Origin of the sequence: Pseudonocardia xinjiangensis (assembly GCF_050948425.1) — a bacterium.
In the GTDB taxonomy this organism is placed as follows: domain Bacteria; phylum Actinomycetota; class Actinomycetes; order Mycobacteriales; family Pseudonocardiaceae; genus Pseudonocardia; species Pseudonocardia xinjiangensis.
Genome location: NZ_CP192009.1, coordinates 633,571 through 649,662, shown reverse-complemented (window position 1 = coordinate 649,662; position 16,092 = coordinate 633,571). Strand labels below are relative to the sequence as shown.

Annotated in this window: 17 protein-coding genes; 4 read left to right on the top strand and 13 right to left on the bottom strand. The window is 71.7% G+C overall.

Annotated elements, in window-relative coordinates:
• The first annotated feature begins 27 nt into the window (after positions 1–27).
• Both ACQPZA_RS03180 and ACQPZA_RS03175 read left to right on the top strand, forming a co-directional pair.
• Positions 28–855: an alpha/beta fold hydrolase gene (locus ACQPZA_RS03180; RefSeq protein ID WP_433278212.1), complete on the top strand. Its 828-nt coding sequence runs from the start codon at positions 28–30 to the stop codon at positions 853–855.
• 96 nt (positions 856–951) lie between these two features.
• The gene (locus ACQPZA_RS03175) at positions 952–2,091 is read left to right on the top strand and encodes a right-handed parallel beta-helix repeat-containing protein (RefSeq protein WP_433278210.1); all 1,140 of its coding nucleotides are present in this window, start codon (positions 952–954) and stop codon (positions 2,089–2,091) included.
• 12 nt (positions 2,092–2,103) lie between these two features.
• On the opposite strand, the gene ACQPZA_RS03170 is transcribed toward ACQPZA_RS03175, so the two are convergent.
• The 4 genes from ACQPZA_RS03170 to ACQPZA_RS03155 all read right to left on the bottom strand — a co-directional run bounded on the left by ACQPZA_RS03170 (position 2,104) and on the right by ACQPZA_RS03155 (position 5,274).
• On the bottom strand, positions 2,104–3,336 hold the full coding sequence (locus tag ACQPZA_RS03170; RefSeq protein ID WP_433278208.1) for an RNA polymerase sigma factor: 1,233 nt from the start codon (positions 3,334–3,336) through the stop codon (positions 2,104–2,106).
• Between the two features lie 7 nt (positions 3,337–3,343).
• A complete protein-coding gene (locus ACQPZA_RS03165; RefSeq protein ID WP_433278206.1) occupies positions 3,344–3,691 on the bottom strand; it encodes a YciI family protein in 348 nt (115 codons plus the stop codon).
• Between the two features lie 13 nt (positions 3,692–3,704).
• Positions 3,705–4,295, bottom strand: coding sequence for a dihydrofolate reductase family protein (locus ACQPZA_RS03160; protein WP_433282657.1), 591 nt, complete (start codon positions 4,293–4,295; stop codon positions 3,705–3,707).
• A gap of 112 nt (positions 4,296–4,407) precedes the next feature.
• Positions 4,408–5,274 carry a mycofactocin-coupled SDR family oxidoreductase gene (locus tag ACQPZA_RS03155; protein WP_433278205.1) on the bottom strand — a complete coding sequence of 289 codons (867 nt, stop codon included), beginning with the start codon at positions 5,272–5,274 and terminating at the stop codon, positions 4,408–4,410.
• Between the two features lie 69 nt (positions 5,275–5,343).
• Between ACQPZA_RS03155 and ACQPZA_RS03150 the strand changes: the two genes are divergently transcribed.
• Positions 5,344–6,249: a LysR family transcriptional regulator gene (locus ACQPZA_RS03150; RefSeq protein WP_433278203.1), complete on the top strand. Its 906-nt coding sequence runs from the start codon at positions 5,344–5,346 to the stop codon at positions 6,247–6,249.
• Between the two features lie 18 nt (positions 6,250–6,267).
• Here the strand turns inward: ACQPZA_RS03150 and ACQPZA_RS03145 are convergent, their stop codons facing one another.
• The 7 genes from ACQPZA_RS03145 to ACQPZA_RS03115 all read right to left on the bottom strand — a co-directional run bounded on the left by ACQPZA_RS03145 (position 6,268) and on the right by ACQPZA_RS03115 (position 11,412).
• Positions 6,268–6,966: a hypothetical protein gene (locus ACQPZA_RS03145; RefSeq protein ID WP_433278201.1), complete on the bottom strand. Its 699-nt coding sequence runs from the start codon at positions 6,964–6,966 to the stop codon at positions 6,268–6,270.
• Entirely contained in the window at positions 6,963–7,862 is a 900-nt protein-coding gene (locus tag ACQPZA_RS03140; protein WP_433278199.1) for an ABC transporter ATP-binding protein, read from the bottom strand. Before ACQPZA_RS03140 ends, ACQPZA_RS03145 begins: the two co-directional genes overlap by 4 nt.
• Entirely contained in the window at positions 7,859–8,221 is a 363-nt protein-coding gene (locus ACQPZA_RS03135; protein WP_433278197.1) for a GntR family transcriptional regulator, read from the bottom strand. The genes ACQPZA_RS03140 and ACQPZA_RS03135 overlap by 4 nt, the downstream gene beginning before the upstream one ends.
• A 96-nt stretch (positions 8,222–8,317) precedes the next feature.
• On the bottom strand, positions 8,318–8,986 hold the full coding sequence (locus tag ACQPZA_RS03130) for a hypothetical protein (protein ID WP_433278195.1): 669 nt from the start codon (positions 8,984–8,986) through the stop codon (positions 8,318–8,320).
• Positions 8,983–9,837 carry an ATP-binding cassette domain-containing protein gene (locus tag ACQPZA_RS03125; RefSeq protein WP_433278192.1) on the bottom strand — a complete coding sequence of 285 codons (855 nt, stop codon included), beginning with the start codon at positions 9,835–9,837 and terminating at the stop codon, positions 8,983–8,985. Before ACQPZA_RS03125 ends, ACQPZA_RS03130 begins: the two co-directional genes overlap by 4 nt.
• A 37-nt stretch (positions 9,838–9,874) precedes the next feature.
• Positions 9,875–10,687 carry an ANTAR domain-containing protein gene (locus tag ACQPZA_RS03120; protein ID WP_433278191.1) on the bottom strand — a complete coding sequence of 271 codons (813 nt, stop codon included), beginning with the start codon at positions 10,685–10,687 and terminating at the stop codon, positions 9,875–9,877.
• Positions 10,688–10,803: 116 nt separating this feature from the next.
• Positions 10,804–11,412, bottom strand: a complete 609-nt coding sequence (locus ACQPZA_RS03115) for a DedA family protein (RefSeq protein ID WP_433278189.1) — start codon at positions 11,410–11,412, stop codon at positions 10,804–10,806.
• A gap of 110 nt (positions 11,413–11,522) precedes the next feature.
• On the opposite strand from ACQPZA_RS03115, the gene ACQPZA_RS03110 reads away from it, so the two are divergent.
• A complete protein-coding gene (locus ACQPZA_RS03110) occupies positions 11,523–12,605 on the top strand; it encodes a glutamate--cysteine ligase (RefSeq protein ID WP_433278187.1) in 1,083 nt (360 codons plus the stop codon).
• Between the two features lie 77 nt (positions 12,606–12,682).
• On the opposite strand, the gene ACQPZA_RS03105 is transcribed toward ACQPZA_RS03110, so the two are convergent.
• Complete coding sequence (locus ACQPZA_RS03105; protein ID WP_433278185.1) at positions 12,683–14,839, bottom strand: 3-hydroxyacyl-CoA dehydrogenase NAD-binding domain-containing protein; 2,157 nt, start codon at positions 14,837–14,839, stop codon at positions 12,683–12,685.
• An 18-nt stretch (positions 14,840–14,857) separates the two neighbouring features.
• Entirely contained in the window at positions 14,858–16,081 is a 1,224-nt protein-coding gene (locus ACQPZA_RS03100; protein ID WP_433278184.1) for an acetyl-CoA C-acetyltransferase, read from the bottom strand.
• Between the last annotated feature and the right edge of the window lie 11 nt (positions 16,082–16,092).

The following is a 16,092-nucleotide window of genomic DNA, read 5'->3' as shown; positions in this document are numbered from 1 at the left end:
CTGCGTTCGTCAACGACTGGAGGCCCGATGCGCACCATCACCCTCGACACGGCCACCCTCGCCTACGACGACGTCGGTCCCGACCGGGGCGTGCCGCTGCTCCTCGTGCACGGGCACCCGTTCGACCGGTCGATGTGGCACCCGCAGCTGCAGCACTTCTCCGCCGAGCGCCGGGTGATCGTCCCCGACCTGCGCGGCTACGGCGCCAGCCCAGGAGCCGTCCCGGACTGGGCGGCCTTCGCCGACGACCTCGACGGCCTGCTCGACGGCCTGCGGATACCGCGCGCCGTCGTGGCCGGGCTGTCGATGGGCGGCCAGATCGCGCTGGAGCTGCAGCGGCGCCACCCCTCCCGCGTGGCCGGGCTCCTGCTGGCCGACACCACGGCGGCGGCCGAGCCCGCTCGCGCCGCCCGCCTCGCCATGGCCGACCGGCTGCTCGCCGAGGGCATGGACCCCTACGCCGTGGAGATGCTCTACCGGATGGTGACGACGCGGGCTCCCGCCGCCGTCGCCGACCACGTGCTCGCCATGATGCGGGGCACCGACCCCGCCGGGGCGGCCGCGGCCCAGCGCGCCCGCGCCGAGCGCCCCGACCATCTCCCGCGTCTCCGGTCCGTGGCCGTGCCGACCGTGGTGGTGGTCGGGGCGGAGGACGACCTCACACCGGTGTCCGACGCCCGGACGATCGCCGACCTCGTGCCCGATGCCGAACTGGCGATCGTCGAGGACGCAGCACATCTCCCCAATTTGGAGCAACCCGTTGCGTTCAACGGCGTAATGTCGCGGCTGCTCGCCCAGGTCGACCGGGGCGGTGACCGATCAGCGACCAGCACCGACTGGTTACCGGCGAAATGATCCAAAACGCCACGCGCCGCAAGCCCCGCCCCCTAGCCTCTCCACTCCAGGCGCTGATCGCCCCCGACATCGATCCGCCAGGCGGAGGTCATGCGGATGCAGGTTCAACGATGGGTACTCCTCGTCGTGGCGGTGGTCCTGTGGGCGGTGCCGACCCTCGGCGGCGACGCCTCTGAGGCCACCCACACCGACCCGGTCGTGCCCGCGGGCGACCCCCGCAAGGACACGGTCGACTCCGCGCACCGGCAGGCCTCCCGCCCCTCCGACGGGGAGGAGTCCTCCGCGCAGGAGGAGGCACCGCCCGAGCAGGCCCCGCAGAAGGACAGCGAGGCCGACGCGAAGGACGAGGCGGCGAAGCCGAACAGCACCCTCGCAGCAGCGGGCGACCTGCTCGCGGTGGTCCGCGGCCGCGGCGCCACCGTCCAGGTCAGCACCACCTCACAGCTGGAGAAAGCCCTGGCCGCAGCGCGGCCGGGCGACACCATCAGGATGGCGGCAGGCACCTACGACCCCGTCGTCATCACCCGGTCCGGCACCGCTGCCGCCCCCATCACCCTCAGCGGTCCCGCCGGGGCCGTGATCAAGGGGAGCGGCAAGGACTACACCCTGCACCTCGACGGGGCGAGCCACTGGCAGCTCGTCGGGTTCTCGGTCTCCGGCGGCGGCAAGGGCGTGATGACCGACGGCAGCACCGGCCTCCTGCTCGACTCACTGACCGTGAGCGACACCGGCGACGAGGCCGTGCACTTCCGCAGCGGGTCCAGCAAGAACACCATCCAGCGCTCGACGATCCGCAACACCGGCCTCAAGCAGCCCCAGTACGGCGAGGGCGTCTACGTCGGCAGCGCGAAGAGCAACTGGAAGAAGTACAGCGACGGCCGCCCCGACCTGTCGATGAACAACCGGGTCGTGGGCAACACCTTCGAGAAGATCACCGCGGAGAACGTCGACGTCAAGGAGGAGACCGGCGGCACCCTGATCGCCGGCAACCGGTTCGACGGCTCGGCCGTCAGCGGCGAGAACTTCGCCGACTCCGTGGTCGACTTCAAGGGCTACGGCGGCACCGTCATCGGCAACATCACCACCGGCAACGCCCCGGCCCTGAAGAACATCATCGAGACCCACGTGATCACCGAGCCGGAGACCTCGGGCTGTGGCAACCGCATCGAGAACAACAAGGTGCAGGGCTTCCAGCCGTCGGGCCAGCTGGTGGCGGTCGACAAGAAGTGCAAGTGAGCGGTCCCCCCGTCAGACGTCGAGGAGCTGACGCGCGCGGCGCAGGAACGCGCGCTCCGCAGCGTTGCCGGCGAGCGTGATCGCGGTCTCGTAGGCCTCCGCCGCCTCCGGACCGCGTCCGAGCCGCCGCAGCAGGTCGGCGCGCACGGCGTGGAACAGGTGGTGGCCGCGCAGGTCGAGAGCGTCGACGAGCGTGAGCGCCTGCCCCGGTCCCCATACCTCGGCCACGGCGACGGCCCGGTGCAGCCGCACGACCGGGCCTGGTGCGAGCGCCACGAGCTGGTCGTACAGCGCCACGATCTGCCCCCAGTCGGTGGCCGCCGCGGTGGGCGCGTCGCTGTGCACGGCGTTGATCGCCGCCTGGATCTGGTAGGGACCGGGCCGGTTGCGACGCAGGCAGCACCGGACGAGGGCCTGCCCCTCGCCGACGAGGTCGTGGTCCCAGCGGCCGCGGTCCTGGTCGGCCAGCAGCACGAGGTCGCCGTCCGCGGTGGTCCGCGCCGCCCGGCGGGAGTCGACGAGCAGCATCAGCGCCAGCAGCCCGATCACCTCCGGCTCGTCCGGCATCAGCTCGGCGAGCAGGCGGCCGAGCCGGACGGCCTCGGCACACAGGTCCTCGCGGACGAGGCGCTCGCCCGAGCTCGCCGTGTAGCCCTCGTTGAAGATCAGGTAGACGACGGCGAGCACGGCACGCAGGCGGGTGGGAAGCTCGGCGACGTCCGGCACCCGGTAGGGAATCCGCGCGTCCCGGATCTTGCCCTTCGCGCGCACGAGCCGCTGGGCCATGGTTGGTTCGGGCACCAGGAACACGCGCGCGATCTCGGCGGTGGTGAGACCGCCGAGCAGCCGGAGCGTGAGCGCCACCTGCGCCGCGGTGGCCAGGGCGGGGTGGCAGCAGGTGAAGACCAGGCGGAGCCGGTCGTCGGGCACGCCACCCTCCTGCACGGGTTCGTCCTGGTCGGCATCACGGGCATGCAGCAGGGCGGCCGCGGCGTGCCGGTCGTCCCGGGAGGACTCGCGGCGGAGATGGTCGATCGCACGGTTGCGGGCGGTAGTGATGATCCATCCGGCCGGGCTCGGCGGGAGTCCGGTGGCGGGCCAGCGCTGCACGGCAGCGGTGAACGCGTCCTGGACCGCCTCCTCGGCGATGTCGAGGTCGCCGAACGCCCGGGCGAGCACGGCCACGGCGCGGCCGTGCTCCGCACGGAACACGCGCTCGATCTCCCGGACGGGCAGCACCGGCACGGGACGGTCAGCCCTCGCCGTACAGCGGGCGCACCTCGATCGGAAGCGTGATCACCTCGGCGAGCCTGCGGCCCCACGCCAGCGCGGCGTGGAGGTCGGGCGCCCGGATGACCGTGAAGCCGCCCAGATGCTCCTTGCCCTCGGCGAACGGGCCGTCGGTGACGAGCATGTCGTCCCCGCGGGCGTGCAGCACCGTGGCCGTGCCCGGCGGGTGCAGGCCCGCGGCGAAGACCCACGCGCCCGCCGCCCGCATCTCCTCGTTCAGTGCGTCGAGCCTGCGCATGATCGGGTCCATCACCTCGGGCGGGGGCGGGTCGCCATCGGGCTGGTAGATGCTCAGCAGGTACTGCTTCATCGGGCGCGCCTCCTCACTTGTCGACGTCCGCGGGCCGGTAGGTGGCGATCAGCACGCCGGTGGTGGTCGGGACGCACTCGACGAGCCGGAGTCTGGCGAACGCGGCGCCGTCCGGGAAGAGCCGGCGGCCGGTGCCCAGCACGAGCGGGTGGACGAGAAGGGTGTACCGGTCGACGAGGTCGTGCTCGGCAAGCGTGCGGCACAGCTCCCCGCTCCCGAGCACGACGAGGTCGTCGGCCACCTCCTCCTTCAGCACCGCCACGGACTTCGCCGCCTCGCCCGGGAGGAGCACGGAGTTCTGCCACGGCAGCGGCTCGTCGAGCGTGGTCGAGACGACGAACTTGCGACGGGCGTCGAGCACCGCGGTGACGGGGTTGTCGGCCTGCTGGGGCCAGAAGCCGGCGAAGTCCTCGTAGGTCCGCCGCCCGAACAGCAGGGACACGCCCGCCGCGGCCATCCCCTTCCCCATCGTCTCCGCCATGACGGGGTCGCTGTACGGCTGGGCCCAGCCGCCGTGCGCGAAGCCGCCACGGACGTCCTCGCCGTCCCGGCCCGGCGCCTGCATCACGCCGTCGAGGGTCAGGTTCTCCACCACGGTGAGCATGCCCACGGCAGTCCTCCTCGGTATCGCCGCCGGTCCCGTGCCGGCGTCCCACCCTCTGTACGAACGGGTCGGCTCCGGTTCGACAGTGCGGAGGAGGAATTCCGCGACCCGGTCAGGCCCCGCTGAACTTCGTGGTCATCCCGAGGTCCACGGGAAGCGAGATGCCCGTGATGTAGCGCGACTCCGCACTGGCCAGGAACAGCACGGCATTGGCGACGTCCTCGGCCTCGACGTAGGGAACGTCCCACATGTTCGTAGCGGCGAGCACCGGAGCCGCATCCTCGAACGTCGGGTTCTCGAGGTCGGGCCTGAAGTTCCGCGCCGCCAGCGGGTTGTCGAGCATGGGCGTCCGCGCGTTGGTGGGGTGCACCGTGTTGACCCGGATCCGGTGTGGTGCCAGCTCGTTGGCGAGTGCCGTCGCGAGCCCGACCAGGCCGTGCTTGGCGGCGGTGTAGTGCGAGAGGTAGGGCAGTCCGCGCAGCCCGGCAATGGAGCTGGTGAGGATCACGGACCCACCGGGGCCGCGCTCGATCAGATACGGGACCGCGGCTTTGACGGTGTGCCAGACGCCGGTCAGGTTGACGTCGATCATCGTCTGCCACTGGACCTCGTCGAGCTTCCAGCTCGGGGCGAGAGCGTTCATGATTCCCGCGTTGGCCACGACCACGTCGAGCCCACCGAGCTCGGCCACCGCGGCGTCGAGGCCGGTGCTCAGTGCGTCCTGGTCGCGGACGTCGGCGACGAAGGACACGACGCGACGGTCCAGCGCCTTGACGGCCTCCACCGTCTCGGCGAGGTCCTCGGGTGTCGCCGCCGGGGATCTCACCGTGTCCACCGGCGCGGCGATGTCGGTGGCGATGATCTCCGCGCCCTCACCCGCGAGCCGGATGGCGTGAGCCCGGCCCTGGCCCCTGGCGGCTCCGGTGATGAAGGCGATCTTGCCGTCCATCCGTCCCCTGGCCTTCTCCCGTTCGATCACTTCTTCACAGTGCGTGCACGGCTGGCATTCGTCCAATACCGGTTTCGACGGGCAGCCATACGATGAACCATGGATCTCCGTCAGCTGCGGTACTTCCTCGTCGTGGCGCAGGAGCGCTCGATCACCGCTGCCGCCGCCCGGCTGCACCTCACCCAGCCTCCGCTGTCGGCACAGCTGGCCCGGCTGGAGCACGACCTGGGCGTGACCCTGCTGGTACGCCACCGCCGCGGGGTCGACCTCACAGCAGCGGGGCGTGACCTCGTGGAGCACGCCCGGCACCTGCTGGCCGACGTGGACACGGCAGCCGAGTCCGTGCGGCGGATCGGACAGGGTCGCAGCGGCCGGCTGGCGCTCATGTTCGAGGCGACGACGGCCTGGTCGGTGCTGCCGCCGCTGGTGCGCCGGTTCCACGCCGCTCGGCCCGACGTGGAGCTGTACTTCCGCGAGGACCGCACCGACGCCGTCGCCGAGCACGTGCGGGCGGGCCGCGCCGATCTCGGTGTGGTGCACCTGCCTCCGGCCGGCACCACGAGCACCGTCGGGTCGGGTCTCGACGTGAAGGTGGTGCGACGTGAACCGTTGGTGGCGGTGCTCCCCCGCGACCGCGCGGACGCGTTCGGCGACCCGGTCGACCTCACCGCTCTGAGCGGCGAGACGTACTTCGGCACCGTCCGGTCCGAGTGGGGTGGGATCGCGGCGCACCTGCTCGGCGCGTGCCGCCTCTCCGGGTTCGAACCCGCGCTGCAGGAGGTGGAACTGGTCCAGACCGCGGTGGCGCTCGTCGGCGCGGGGCTCGGCGTCTCGGTGCTCCCCGCCGCGGTGGAGCGGATCTGCGGGCCGGACGCCGTGACACGCCCGCTCGCCCAGCACTTCCCGCTCGTGGAGACCGGCCTGCTCCGCCGTCGCACCGAGACCCCGGACCCGCTGGTACAGCTCTTCCTGCGGCTGGCGTCGGAGGTCCAGGAGGAGACCTGACGCGCCGCCGGGTTCGGGTTACGGCGTGGCGCGCCGGATCACGAGCCACCCGGCCGCGCCGAGTACGACGGCGATCACCAGCGGGTAACCCGCCAGCAGCGCGAAGGTCGACTGGTCGGTGAAGAACCTGCCGACCGCAGGCCACCACCCCAGCCGGCTGACCAGGAGTACGAGGCCCGCCAGGACCAGTGCCGCTCCGATGGTGACGACGTAGACCCCGCTCTGCCCCCACCTCTTGAAGACCACGCCGAAGCACACCCCGATGGCCGAGAACGCCAGGAAGGGAACCGCGTACACCAGCCACTCCAGCACCAGGTTGTCCTGCACCAGGAACGGCAGACCGATGTAGCGCAGGCCGATCCCCCACCCACCGGTCGAGCGTTCGACCAGCTCGAGCAGCAACAGGAGGAGGCCGAAGAGCAGCCCCTGCGCCACGACCACCACCGTGGTCCCGGCGTAGAACGCCCGCCGGGTGACGCTGAGCCCGAGTGCGAACGGGAACACCTGCGTGATCGTCTGCAGGTGCGCCACGAACATCACGATGTAGATCGACACCAGGCTGCCGGTGACCCGGCCGTTCGGCGGCACGTCGTCCGAGAGCCCACCGAAGATCACCAGGTTGAGGACGAGCGTGAAGGCGAGGATCCCCAGCGGCCAGGCGAAGATCCCCCGCCAGTTCACCAGCTGGACCCGGACGACGTCGAGCACGCGGTTCATCTGTTCCCCCCGTTGCCGGCCCCGACCGGCCGGCCGTTGTGCGGACCGTTCATCTGTGTGGTGCGGACGACGAGCTGCTGCAGTGACACCGGTTCGAACTCCAGGCCGCCGACGACGGGCCGGTCGGGGACGCCGGACACGGTGGCGCGCAGGAAGCCGCCGAGCTGCTCGCGGTGCAGCACGGTGCGGCCCGCGACGAAGGACTCGACCGAGGCGACCGGTCCGGTGACGGTCACGGCTCGGGTGCGCAGGGTGTCGGCGTCCTCGTCGAGGAGGATGCGCCCCTTGTCGATCAGGACGACGTGCTCGATGAGGTCACTGACCTCGTCGATCAGGTGGGTGGACAGCACGACCGTGCGCGGGCGGTCGGCGTAGTCGGCGAGCAGCCGGTCGTAGAACAGCTGGCGCGCCACGGCGTCGAGACCGAGGTAGGGCTCGTCGAAGAACGTCAGCGGCGCCCGCGAGGCGAGCCCGATGATCACACCGACGGCGGACAGCATGCCGCGGGAGAGCTTCTTGATGCCCCTGTTGACGGGCAGCCCGAAGTCATCAACCAGCTCCGCGGCGAACCCGGCGTCCCAGTTCGGGTAGAGCAGCTCGGCCGCGCGCAGAGCGTGCTTGACCTTGAAGAAGTCGGGATAGCGCTGGCTCTCCTTGATGAAGCAGATCCGGCCGAGCACATCCGCGTTCTCGTACGGGTGCTCCCCGAACACCTCCACCCCTCCGGGGGTCTCGAAGGCCTGGCCGGTGAGGATCTGCATCACCGTGGTCTTGCCGGCCCCGTTGCGGCCGAGCAGCCCGTGGATCCGGTTCTCGGCGAGCTCCATGCTCACCCCGTCGAGGGCGGTGACCTGGCCGTACCGCTTGGTCACCCCACTCATCCTGACGACGTTCATCTCTCGTCCCCCCAGACATCGATCAGCTTCTTGATCTGCTCGGTGTCGATGCCGAGCTTGCGGGCCTCCGCCAGCAGCGGGGCCAGGTACTGCCGCGCGAAGTCCTCGCGGCGGCGTTCCAGCAGCTGTGTCCTGGCCCCGGTCGCGACGAACATCCCGATTCCTCGTCTCTTGTAGAGCACCCCGTCGGCCACCAGCTGGTTGACGCCCTTCGCCGCCGTGGCCGGGTTGATGCGGTGGAAGGCCGCCAGTTCGTTGGTCGAGGGCACCTGAGCCTCCTCGGCCAGAGTTCCGTCGACGATCGAGCTCTCGATCTGTTCGGCGATCTGCGCGAACAGGGGGCGCCCGTCGTCCCTCACCCCGACCACCGAGCCTTGCGGTTCGTCGGTTCATTACTCATGTAGTTAACCATGGAGCCAACGGGGCGCTCTGTCAAGCGAGAAGTGCGGCAGCCGTCAGCGGCGCCGCTCGACCGTCCGCACGACGGCGGCGGCGCCCAGCGCCAGAACGAGGCTCAGCACGGCGGCGGCGAACGGCGGCGGCCCGAGGGCCGCCAGCGCACCGACGGCGACGCCCACGGGCGGTAGCCACGGCTGCACGGCCGTCACCACCACGATCGCGGTCCCGAGACAGAAGGACCAGCCGATCCGCTCCACCAGCGGGCGCGCACACAACAGCCCGACGGCCGTGCCGGTGACGGCGCAGGCGAGATGGGCGACACCGCCGAGCCACAGCACCGACGGCGGGTACGGATGCCCGCCGAACACGACGGGCCAGCCCACCGGCAGGGCGACGAGCAGGAGGTCACCGGCCAGCCCCACCAGCAGCGTCCCGGTGACCACCGGGACGACACCGCCGGCCGCGGCGACGGTGACGGTTCGCTGGACCGGGTCCTCCGTGTTGGCCACGATCACCGCGAGCCACGCCGCCATCGGGTAGAGCGCCAGCGCCGACGCCGGCCACGCGCCGGGCGGCTCCCCCGGGTCGCCACCGAACAGCACCCCCAGGACAGCCACGTACACCAGCAGCGGCAGCAGGTACCGCTGCGACCGCACGACGTCGTCGGCCAGGTACCGGGCAACGGCCAGCGCACGGGTAGGGCTGCCACCCGCAGGCTCGCTCACCGCACCTCCTCCCGCCACACGGCGAGCACCGAACACCCCGCCGCGAGCGCCGCCGCGAGCAGGGCGTCGCCGTGCTCGGCCGGAACCCGCACCGTCAGCTGCCCGCGGACGGTCCAGCACTCCGCGACGGGCGGGAGCGCCCGCAGGACGTCGGTGGGATCGCCGGGACAGCGCAGCTCGACGACGGTCTGCACCCCGTCCGCTGCATCGGTGCCGGCGTCCATGGCCGCGGGCGTCAGCACCCCGTCCGCCAGGCGCAGCACCGTCGCTCCGGGCAGCGCACCCGCCCGCCCGCTGTGGTCGGCGAGGAGCATGGCGGCACCGCGCGCGCACTCGGCCTCGAGCCGCAGGTCCAGTGCCGCGGCCGCCGTCGCGTCCAGGCCCGACCACGGCTCGTCCAGCACCAGCAGGTCCGCCCGGCAGGTCAACGCCTGGGCGAGGCCCACCTTCTGCGCGTTCCCCGTCGAGAGCAGGGCGACCGGGGCGCTCGCGTCGCCGGTGAACCCGAGGGCGTCGAGCAGCTCGTCGGCGTCCCGCCCGGCGTCCGCGCGAGGCACGCCGTGCAGCGCGGCCAGGTGGCGCAGGTAGGCCCGCACGGGCATCCGCGACGACGCCGGGAAGCGGCCGGGCAGGAACCCGACCACCCGCGGCCGCCCCGACACCGTGCCCGCCGTGGGGGCCGTGCACCCGGCCGCTATCCGCAGGAGCGTGGACTTGCCCGCCCCGTTTCCGCCGACCACGGCGACAGGACGGCCGGCAGCGACGTCCAGGTCGACGCCGGCGAGGACCTCGCCGTGGCCGCGGTAGCGCTTGCGCACCCCCGCGAGCCGGATCACCTGGGTCCGGAGCACCCGAGCATGGTGCCGTAACCGGCAGCCGGACCCGCCGTCAGATGTCGGTGCGCCGCTCGACCAGCGTCTGCGCCACCCGCGTCAGCTTGAGGTTGAGCGACTGGGAGGCGGAGCGCAGCATGTCGAAGGCATCGTCGGCGGAGATCTTGCGGCGCTCCATCAGGATGCCCTTGGCCTGACCGATGACGTCCCGGCTGTTCAGGGCCTGGCGCAGCTGGGCGGCCTCCAGCTCGGCCGCTGTGCAGGCCATGGTGGCGGCGAGCGCCGTGGAGGCGTGCGCCGCCAGCACGAGTGCGATGTCGCGGTCGACGGTGTCGAGGCCGCCGACCTCTCGCGAGTAGATGTTGAGCGCTCCCATCCGTGGCGCGTCACCGCCGTGCGGGAACAGGCCGACCGCCAGCACGCTGCCCACGCCCATGGCCGCGGCGGCCTGCCCGAAGCGGGGGAACTCCGGGCAGTTCCCCAGGTCGGAGCAGAACGTCACCCCGAGTCCCGCCGTGCGCGTGGCCTCCACGCACGGCCCCTCCTCGAGGCGGTACTGCACCTCGTCGAGCCGGGTGGCCAGCGGTTCGGTCTCGACGGGCGTGTGGAATCCCCCCGGCGCGCGCAGCGTGACGCTCACGAGGTCGGCCCCCGGCACCGCGATGCAGGTGGCGTCCACGACCCGCTGCAACACGCCCGCCACCGTGGTCTCGCTCGCCAGCTTCTCGGTGAGGCTCACGAACTCGAGGGCGAGCGGACCGATCGCCTCGGCGAGCTCCGCCGGGCGATCCGATCCCGGATCGCGGGCGAAGCGCATCCGGTCCTCGGACCACTCCTGCTCCGTCGCCACGTCCACCTCGATCATCATCTTCAGTCCTGAACCGGCGCGGAAGCTTGACCCAGGACCACGCCTCGTAGCAAGCCGGGGACGGAGATCGACGGCATTCGGACCCCTCGGAGCGGCCGAACGGTGGAACGCCGAGGTCAGGCGGCAACAGAGCGCGCACGAACCCTGCGGATCACGAGAACGATCAACCCGACGACGACCAACCCGATGACCCCGTAGCTGATCGGCCCCAGCCAACCCTCCACGCTGTCCCAGTTCTCGCCGAGTACCCAGCCCAGCGCGATGAACACGGCGTTCCAGACCCCGCTGCCGACGGTGGTGAGCAGCAGGAACCGGCCCAACGGCATGCCGGCGATGCCGGCCGGGATCGACACGACGCTGCGCAGGAACGGGACGCACCTGGCGAACAGCACCACCTTGCCGCCGTGCCGGTCGAAGAGCTCGCGACCGCGGTCGAGGTCCTTCTCGCTCGCGAGCACGAACCAGCGGCGCGCGGCCAGGCGGTGCAGCCGGTCGTACCCGAGCCACGCGCCGAGGCCGTACAGCATCAGCGCGCCCAGCACGGATCCCGCGGTGGCCGCCGGCCAGACGGTGAGGACGTTCAGAGTTCCGGTGCGCGCCCGGAACCCGGCGAGCGGCAGGATCACCTCGGACGGGATCGGCGGGATCAGGTTCTCCAGGAGGATCAGCAGCCCCACCCCTGCTGCTCCGAGACGGTCGACGATCGCGAACACCCAGTCGGCCACGTGTCCATTGTGCCCAAGAGATCCGGTTTCAACCGCCGGCGTGCCCCGAACGGCACGTCGGGCCACTGCCCCGCCGCGCGGTTCGCCGGACTCCCGCCATACTCCTGCGGATGACGGTACGGACAGTGGGCGTCGAGGAGGAGTTCCTCCTGGTCGACCCCGCAACCGGTCGGCCGCGAGCGGTCGGCCAGGCGGTGCTCGCCGTCTCCGCGGCCGACGGCCCGGACGACGACCTGACCGCCGAGCTGCACCGGGAGCAGGTGGAGACCGGTACGAAGCCCTGCCACACCCTCCACGAGCTGGGCGCGGAGCTGCGCTCCACGCGGGCCACCGCAGCGGGCGCGGCAGCGGATGTGGGCGTGGCGCTCGCCCCGCTGGCCACGTCCCCGCTGGCCGTGGAGCCCACCTTGTCGCCGTCGGGCCGCTACGAGGAGATGGCCCGTCGCTTCGGACGCACCGTGTCCGAGGAGCTCACCTGCGGCTGCCACGTCCACGTGGCGATCGACTCCGCCGAGGAGGGCGTGGCCGTCCTGGACCGGATCAGGCCCTGGCTGGCCCCCCTGATCGCGCTGAGCGCCAACTCGCCGTTCTGGCTGGGCGAGGACTCCGGCTACGCCAGCTTCCGCAGCCAGGTCTGGCAACGGTGGCCCTCCGCCGGGCCGTACGGGGCGTTCGGCTCCGCCGGGGCCTACCGGACGTTCGTGGACTCCGTGCTCGGCACGGCGACGGTGCTGGACGAGGGGATGCTCTACCTCGACGCCCGGCTGTCGCGCCAGCACCCGACGGTCGAGGTGCGCGTGGCCGACGTCTGCCGGGAGCCCGACGACGCGGTGCTGATCGCGGCGCTCACCCGCGCGCTCGTCCAGACCGCCGTGGACGGCTGGCAGGCGGGCGACGAGCCCGACCCGGTGCGCACCGAGGTGCTCCGGCTCGCCGCCTGGCAGGCGGGCCGCTCCGGCATGGACGGTGACCTGCTCGACCCGCCCGGCTGGCGCCCCGCCCCGGCCACCGACGTGGTCCGGCGGCTCGTGGAGCACGTCCGGCCCGCGCTGGAGGAGGCGGGCGACCTGGACACGGTGCACGACCTGCTCGCCACGGTGCTGGCCCGCGGCACCGGCGCGAGACGGCAACGCGAGGTGCGAGAACGCACCGGCACCCTCGCGGCGGTGGTCCGCGACGCGACGCGCCCCTGATTGCAGCAAAGCCACTTTCACGCAACCTGCTGGCATGAAAGTGGCTTTGCTGCAACGGAAGGGGCGTACCGGGGGGGTTACGCGGCCTCGGTGGCCCGCTTGCGGAGGCTCTCCGGCACCTGGAAGCGGTCGCCGTACTTGCGCGCGAACTCGTCCGCCCGCGCGACGAAGCCTGCCGTGCCGCCCGGGTAACCCACGACGTACTGCACCACGCCACCGGTCCAGGCCGGGAACCCGATCCCGAAGATGGAACCGATGTTCGCGTCCGGCACGGAGGTGAGCACGCCCTCGTCGAGGCACTTCTGCGTCTCGATCGCCTCGACGAACAGCATCCGCTCGGACAGCTCGGGCAGGTCGACCTCGTGGTTCGTGGCGCCGAACTCGGTGCGCAGGCCCGGCCAGAGCCGCACCCGCTTGCCGTCGGCGTACTCGTAGAAGCCCGCGCCGGAGCTCTTGCCCTTGCGGTCGAACTCCTCCACGAGGCGGTCGATGATCGCATCGGCCGGGTGCGGCTCCCAGGTGCCGCCTGCGGCCAGCGCGGCCGCCTTCGACTCCTCACGGATCTTGCGCGGCAGCGTGAGCGTCAGCTCGTCCATCAGCTGCAGCACCGGCGCCGGGTACCCCGCCTGCGACGACGCCTGCTCGATCGTCTGCGGGTCGATGCCCTCGGCGAGCATCGCGACACCCTCGTTGAGGAAGGTGCCGATCACGCGGCTGGTGAAGAAGCCCCGGCTGTCGTTGACGACGATCGGGGTCTTCTTCAGCCCGATGGTCACGTCGAACGCCTTGGCCAGCGTGGCGTCGGAGGTGCGCTCCCCCCGGATGATCTCCACGAGCGGCATCTTGTCCACCGGGGAGAAGAAGTGCAGCCCGACGAAGTCACCCGGGCGGTCCACCCCGGCCGCGAGCTCCGTGATGGGCAGCGTGGAGGTGTTGGAGCACAGCAGGGCGTCGGGCTCGATGTACTTCGCGGCCTCGCGGAAGACCTCCTGCTTGAGCTGCACCGACTCGAACACCGCCTCGATGACGATGTCGCAGCCCGCGAGGTCGTTGTAGTCGCCGGTCGGGGTGATCCGCGACAGCAGCGCCTCGCCCTTCTCCAGCGTGGTCTTCCCGCGCTTGACGCCCTTGGCCACGAGGCCCTCGGAGTAGGTCTTGCCCTTCTCCGCCGCCTCCAGCGTGACGTCCTTGAGGACGACCTCCCAGCCCGAGAGGGCGCAGGAGTAGGCGATGCCCGCCCCCATCATCCCGGCGCCGAGCACGGCGACCTTCCGCGGCTGCCACTTGTCGTGGCCGTCCGGACGCGACTTCCCGCCGTTGATGGCCTGCAGGTCGAAGAAGAACGCCTTGGTCATGTTCTTCGAGACCTGGCCCGTGACCAGCTCCACGAAGTAGCGCGCCTCGATGCGGAACGCGGTGTCGACGTCGACCTGGGTGCTCTCCACGGCCGCGGCGAGGATGTTGCGCGGGGCCGGCATCGGGGCGCCCTTGAGCTGCTTGCGCAGGTTGGCGGGGAACGCCGGGAGCATCGCGGCCAGCTTCGGCGTGGCTGGGGTGCCGCCGGGCACCTTGTAGCCCGGCTTGTCCCACGGCTGGGCGGCGTCGGGGTTGGCGGCGATCCAGGCCCGCGCCTTGTCGAGCATCTCCTCGGGACTCGACGCGAGCTCGTCGATGATGCCGATCTCGAGCGCGGCGGCAGGCTTGTGCCGCTGGCCCTGCGCCAGCACCTTCATGAAGCCGTCGGCGATGCCGAGCATCCGGGTGATCCGCACGACGCCGCCGCCACCGGGCAGCAGGCCGAGCGTCACCTCGGGGAGGCCGTAGACCACGCCGGGGGCGTCGAGCCCGATGCGGTGGTGGCAGGCCAGCCCGATCTCCAGGCCGCCGCCGAGCGCGGTGCCGTTCATCGCCGCGACCACCGGGCGACCGAGGGTCTCCAGCCTGCGGAGCTGCTTCTTGACGGTCATGGAGTTCTCCATGACCGCGCCGGCGTCGGTCTGCGTCGCCTTGCTCATCGAGTCGAGGTCGCCGCCCGCGAAGAACGTCTTCTTCGCCGACGTGAGGATCACGCCGGTGATGTTCTCCTTGTCGGCGACGATCGCGTCGACGCACGCACCCATCGCGGCGACGTAGCGGTCGTTCATCGTGTTGGCGCTACGACCGGGGTCGTCGAGGGTGACGACGACGATCCCGTCCTCGCCGCGCTCCCAGCGGACGGCCTGTGGCTCACTCACGGTTGCAGGTTCCCTTTCTCAGGAGATGCGCTCGACGACAGTGGCGATGCCCATGCCGCCGCCGACACACAGGGTGGCCAGGCCGTAGCGCAGGTCGCGCCGTTCCAGCTCGTCGACGAGCGTGCCGAGGATCATCGCGCCGGTGGCACCCAGCGGGTGCCCCATGGCGATGGCACCGCCGTTGACGTTGACCTTGTCGTGCGGCAGGCCGAGGTCGCGCATGAACCGCAGTGCGACGGCGGCGAACGCCTCGTTGATCTCGAAGAGGTCGATGTCGTCGACGGTCAGGCCGGCCTTCGCCAGCGCCTTGCGGCTGGCCGGGGCCGGGCCGGTGAGCATGATCGTGGGGTCGGACCCGGACAGCGCGGTGGAGACGATGCGGGCGCGCGGGGTGAGCCCGGCGGCCTTTCCTGCGGCCTCGGTGCCGATGAGGCACAGCGCGGCGCCGTCGACGATGCCGGAGGAGTTGCCGGCGTGGTGCACGTGGTCGATCTTCTCGACCCAGTGGTAGCGCTGCAGGGCCACGGCGTCGAACCCGCCGGCCTCGCCGATCATCGCGAACGACGGCTTCAGGCCCGCGAGGCTGTCCAGGCTGGCACCGGCGCGGATGTGCTCGTCACGGTCCAGCACCGTGACGCCGTTGCGGTCCTTCACCGGCACGACGGAACGGGCGAAGTAGCCGTTGGCCCAGGCCTTGGCCGCCCGGGTCTGCGACTCGACGGCGAACGTGTCGACGTCCTCGCGGGAGAAGCCCTCGAGCGTGGCGATGAGGTCGGCGCCGATCCCCTGCGGTACGAAGCCCGTGTCGTAGCTGGTCTCGGGGTCCATCGCCCAGGCGCCGCCGTCGGATCCCATGGGCACCCGCGACATGGCCTCCACGCCGCCGGCGAGGACCATCTCCTCCATCCCGGAGCGCACCTTCTGAGCCGCGATGTTGACCGCCTCGAGGCCCGACGCGCAGAACCGGTTGAGCTGCACCCCGGCCACGGTGTGCGGCAGCCCGGCCGTGATCGCGGCGGCCTTGGCGATGTCACCGCCCTGGTCGCCGATGGGCGAGACGACGCCGAGCACGACGTCGTCGATGGTGGCCGGGTCCAGGTCCGGGTAGCGCTCTCTGAGCTCGTGGATCAGGCCGACGACCAGCGAGATGGGTTTGACCTCGTACAACGAACCGGAGGACTTGCCGCGGCCGCGCGGCGTGCGGACGGCGTCATAGATGTACGCCTCGGGGATCTCGCTCATGCGAACCTCTC

What these genes read in the sequence shown, in the direction of transcription:
- ACQPZA_RS03180 (WP_433278212.1), top strand. Translation starts at nt 28, where the DNA reads ATGCGCACCATCACCCTCGACACGGCCACCCTCGCCTACGACGACGTC.
- ACQPZA_RS03175 (WP_433278210.1), top strand. Translation starts at nt 952, where the DNA reads ATGCAGGTTCAACGATGGGTACTCCTCGTCGTGGCGGTGGTCCTGTGG.
- ACQPZA_RS03165 (WP_433278206.1), bottom strand. Translation starts at nt 3,691, where the DNA reads ATGAAGCAGTACCTGCTGAGCATCTACCAGCCCGATGGCGACCCGCCC.
- ACQPZA_RS03160 (WP_433282657.1), bottom strand. Translation starts at nt 4,295, where the DNA reads ATGCTCACCGTGGTGGAGAACCTGACCCTCGACGGCGTGATGCAGGCG.
- ACQPZA_RS03150 (WP_433278203.1), top strand. Translation starts at nt 5,344, where the DNA reads ATGGATCTCCGTCAGCTGCGGTACTTCCTCGTCGTGGCGCAGGAGCGC.
- ACQPZA_RS03145 (WP_433278201.1), bottom strand. Translation starts at nt 6,966, where the DNA reads ATGAACCGCGTGCTCGACGTCGTCCGGGTCCAGCTGGTGAACTGGCGG.
- ACQPZA_RS03140 (WP_433278199.1), bottom strand. Translation starts at nt 7,862, where the DNA reads ATGAACGTCGTCAGGATGAGTGGGGTGACCAAGCGGTACGGCCAGGTC.
- ACQPZA_RS03120 (WP_433278191.1), bottom strand. Translation starts at nt 10,687, where the DNA reads ATGATGATCGAGGTGGACGTGGCGACGGAGCAGGAGTGGTCCGAGGAC.
- ACQPZA_RS03110 (WP_433278187.1), top strand. Translation starts at nt 11,523, where the DNA reads ATGACGGTACGGACAGTGGGCGTCGAGGAGGAGTTCCTCCTGGTCGAC.
- ACQPZA_RS03100 (WP_433278184.1), bottom strand. Translation starts at nt 16,081, where the DNA reads ATGAGCGAGATCCCCGAGGCGTACATCTATGACGCCGTCCGCACGCCG.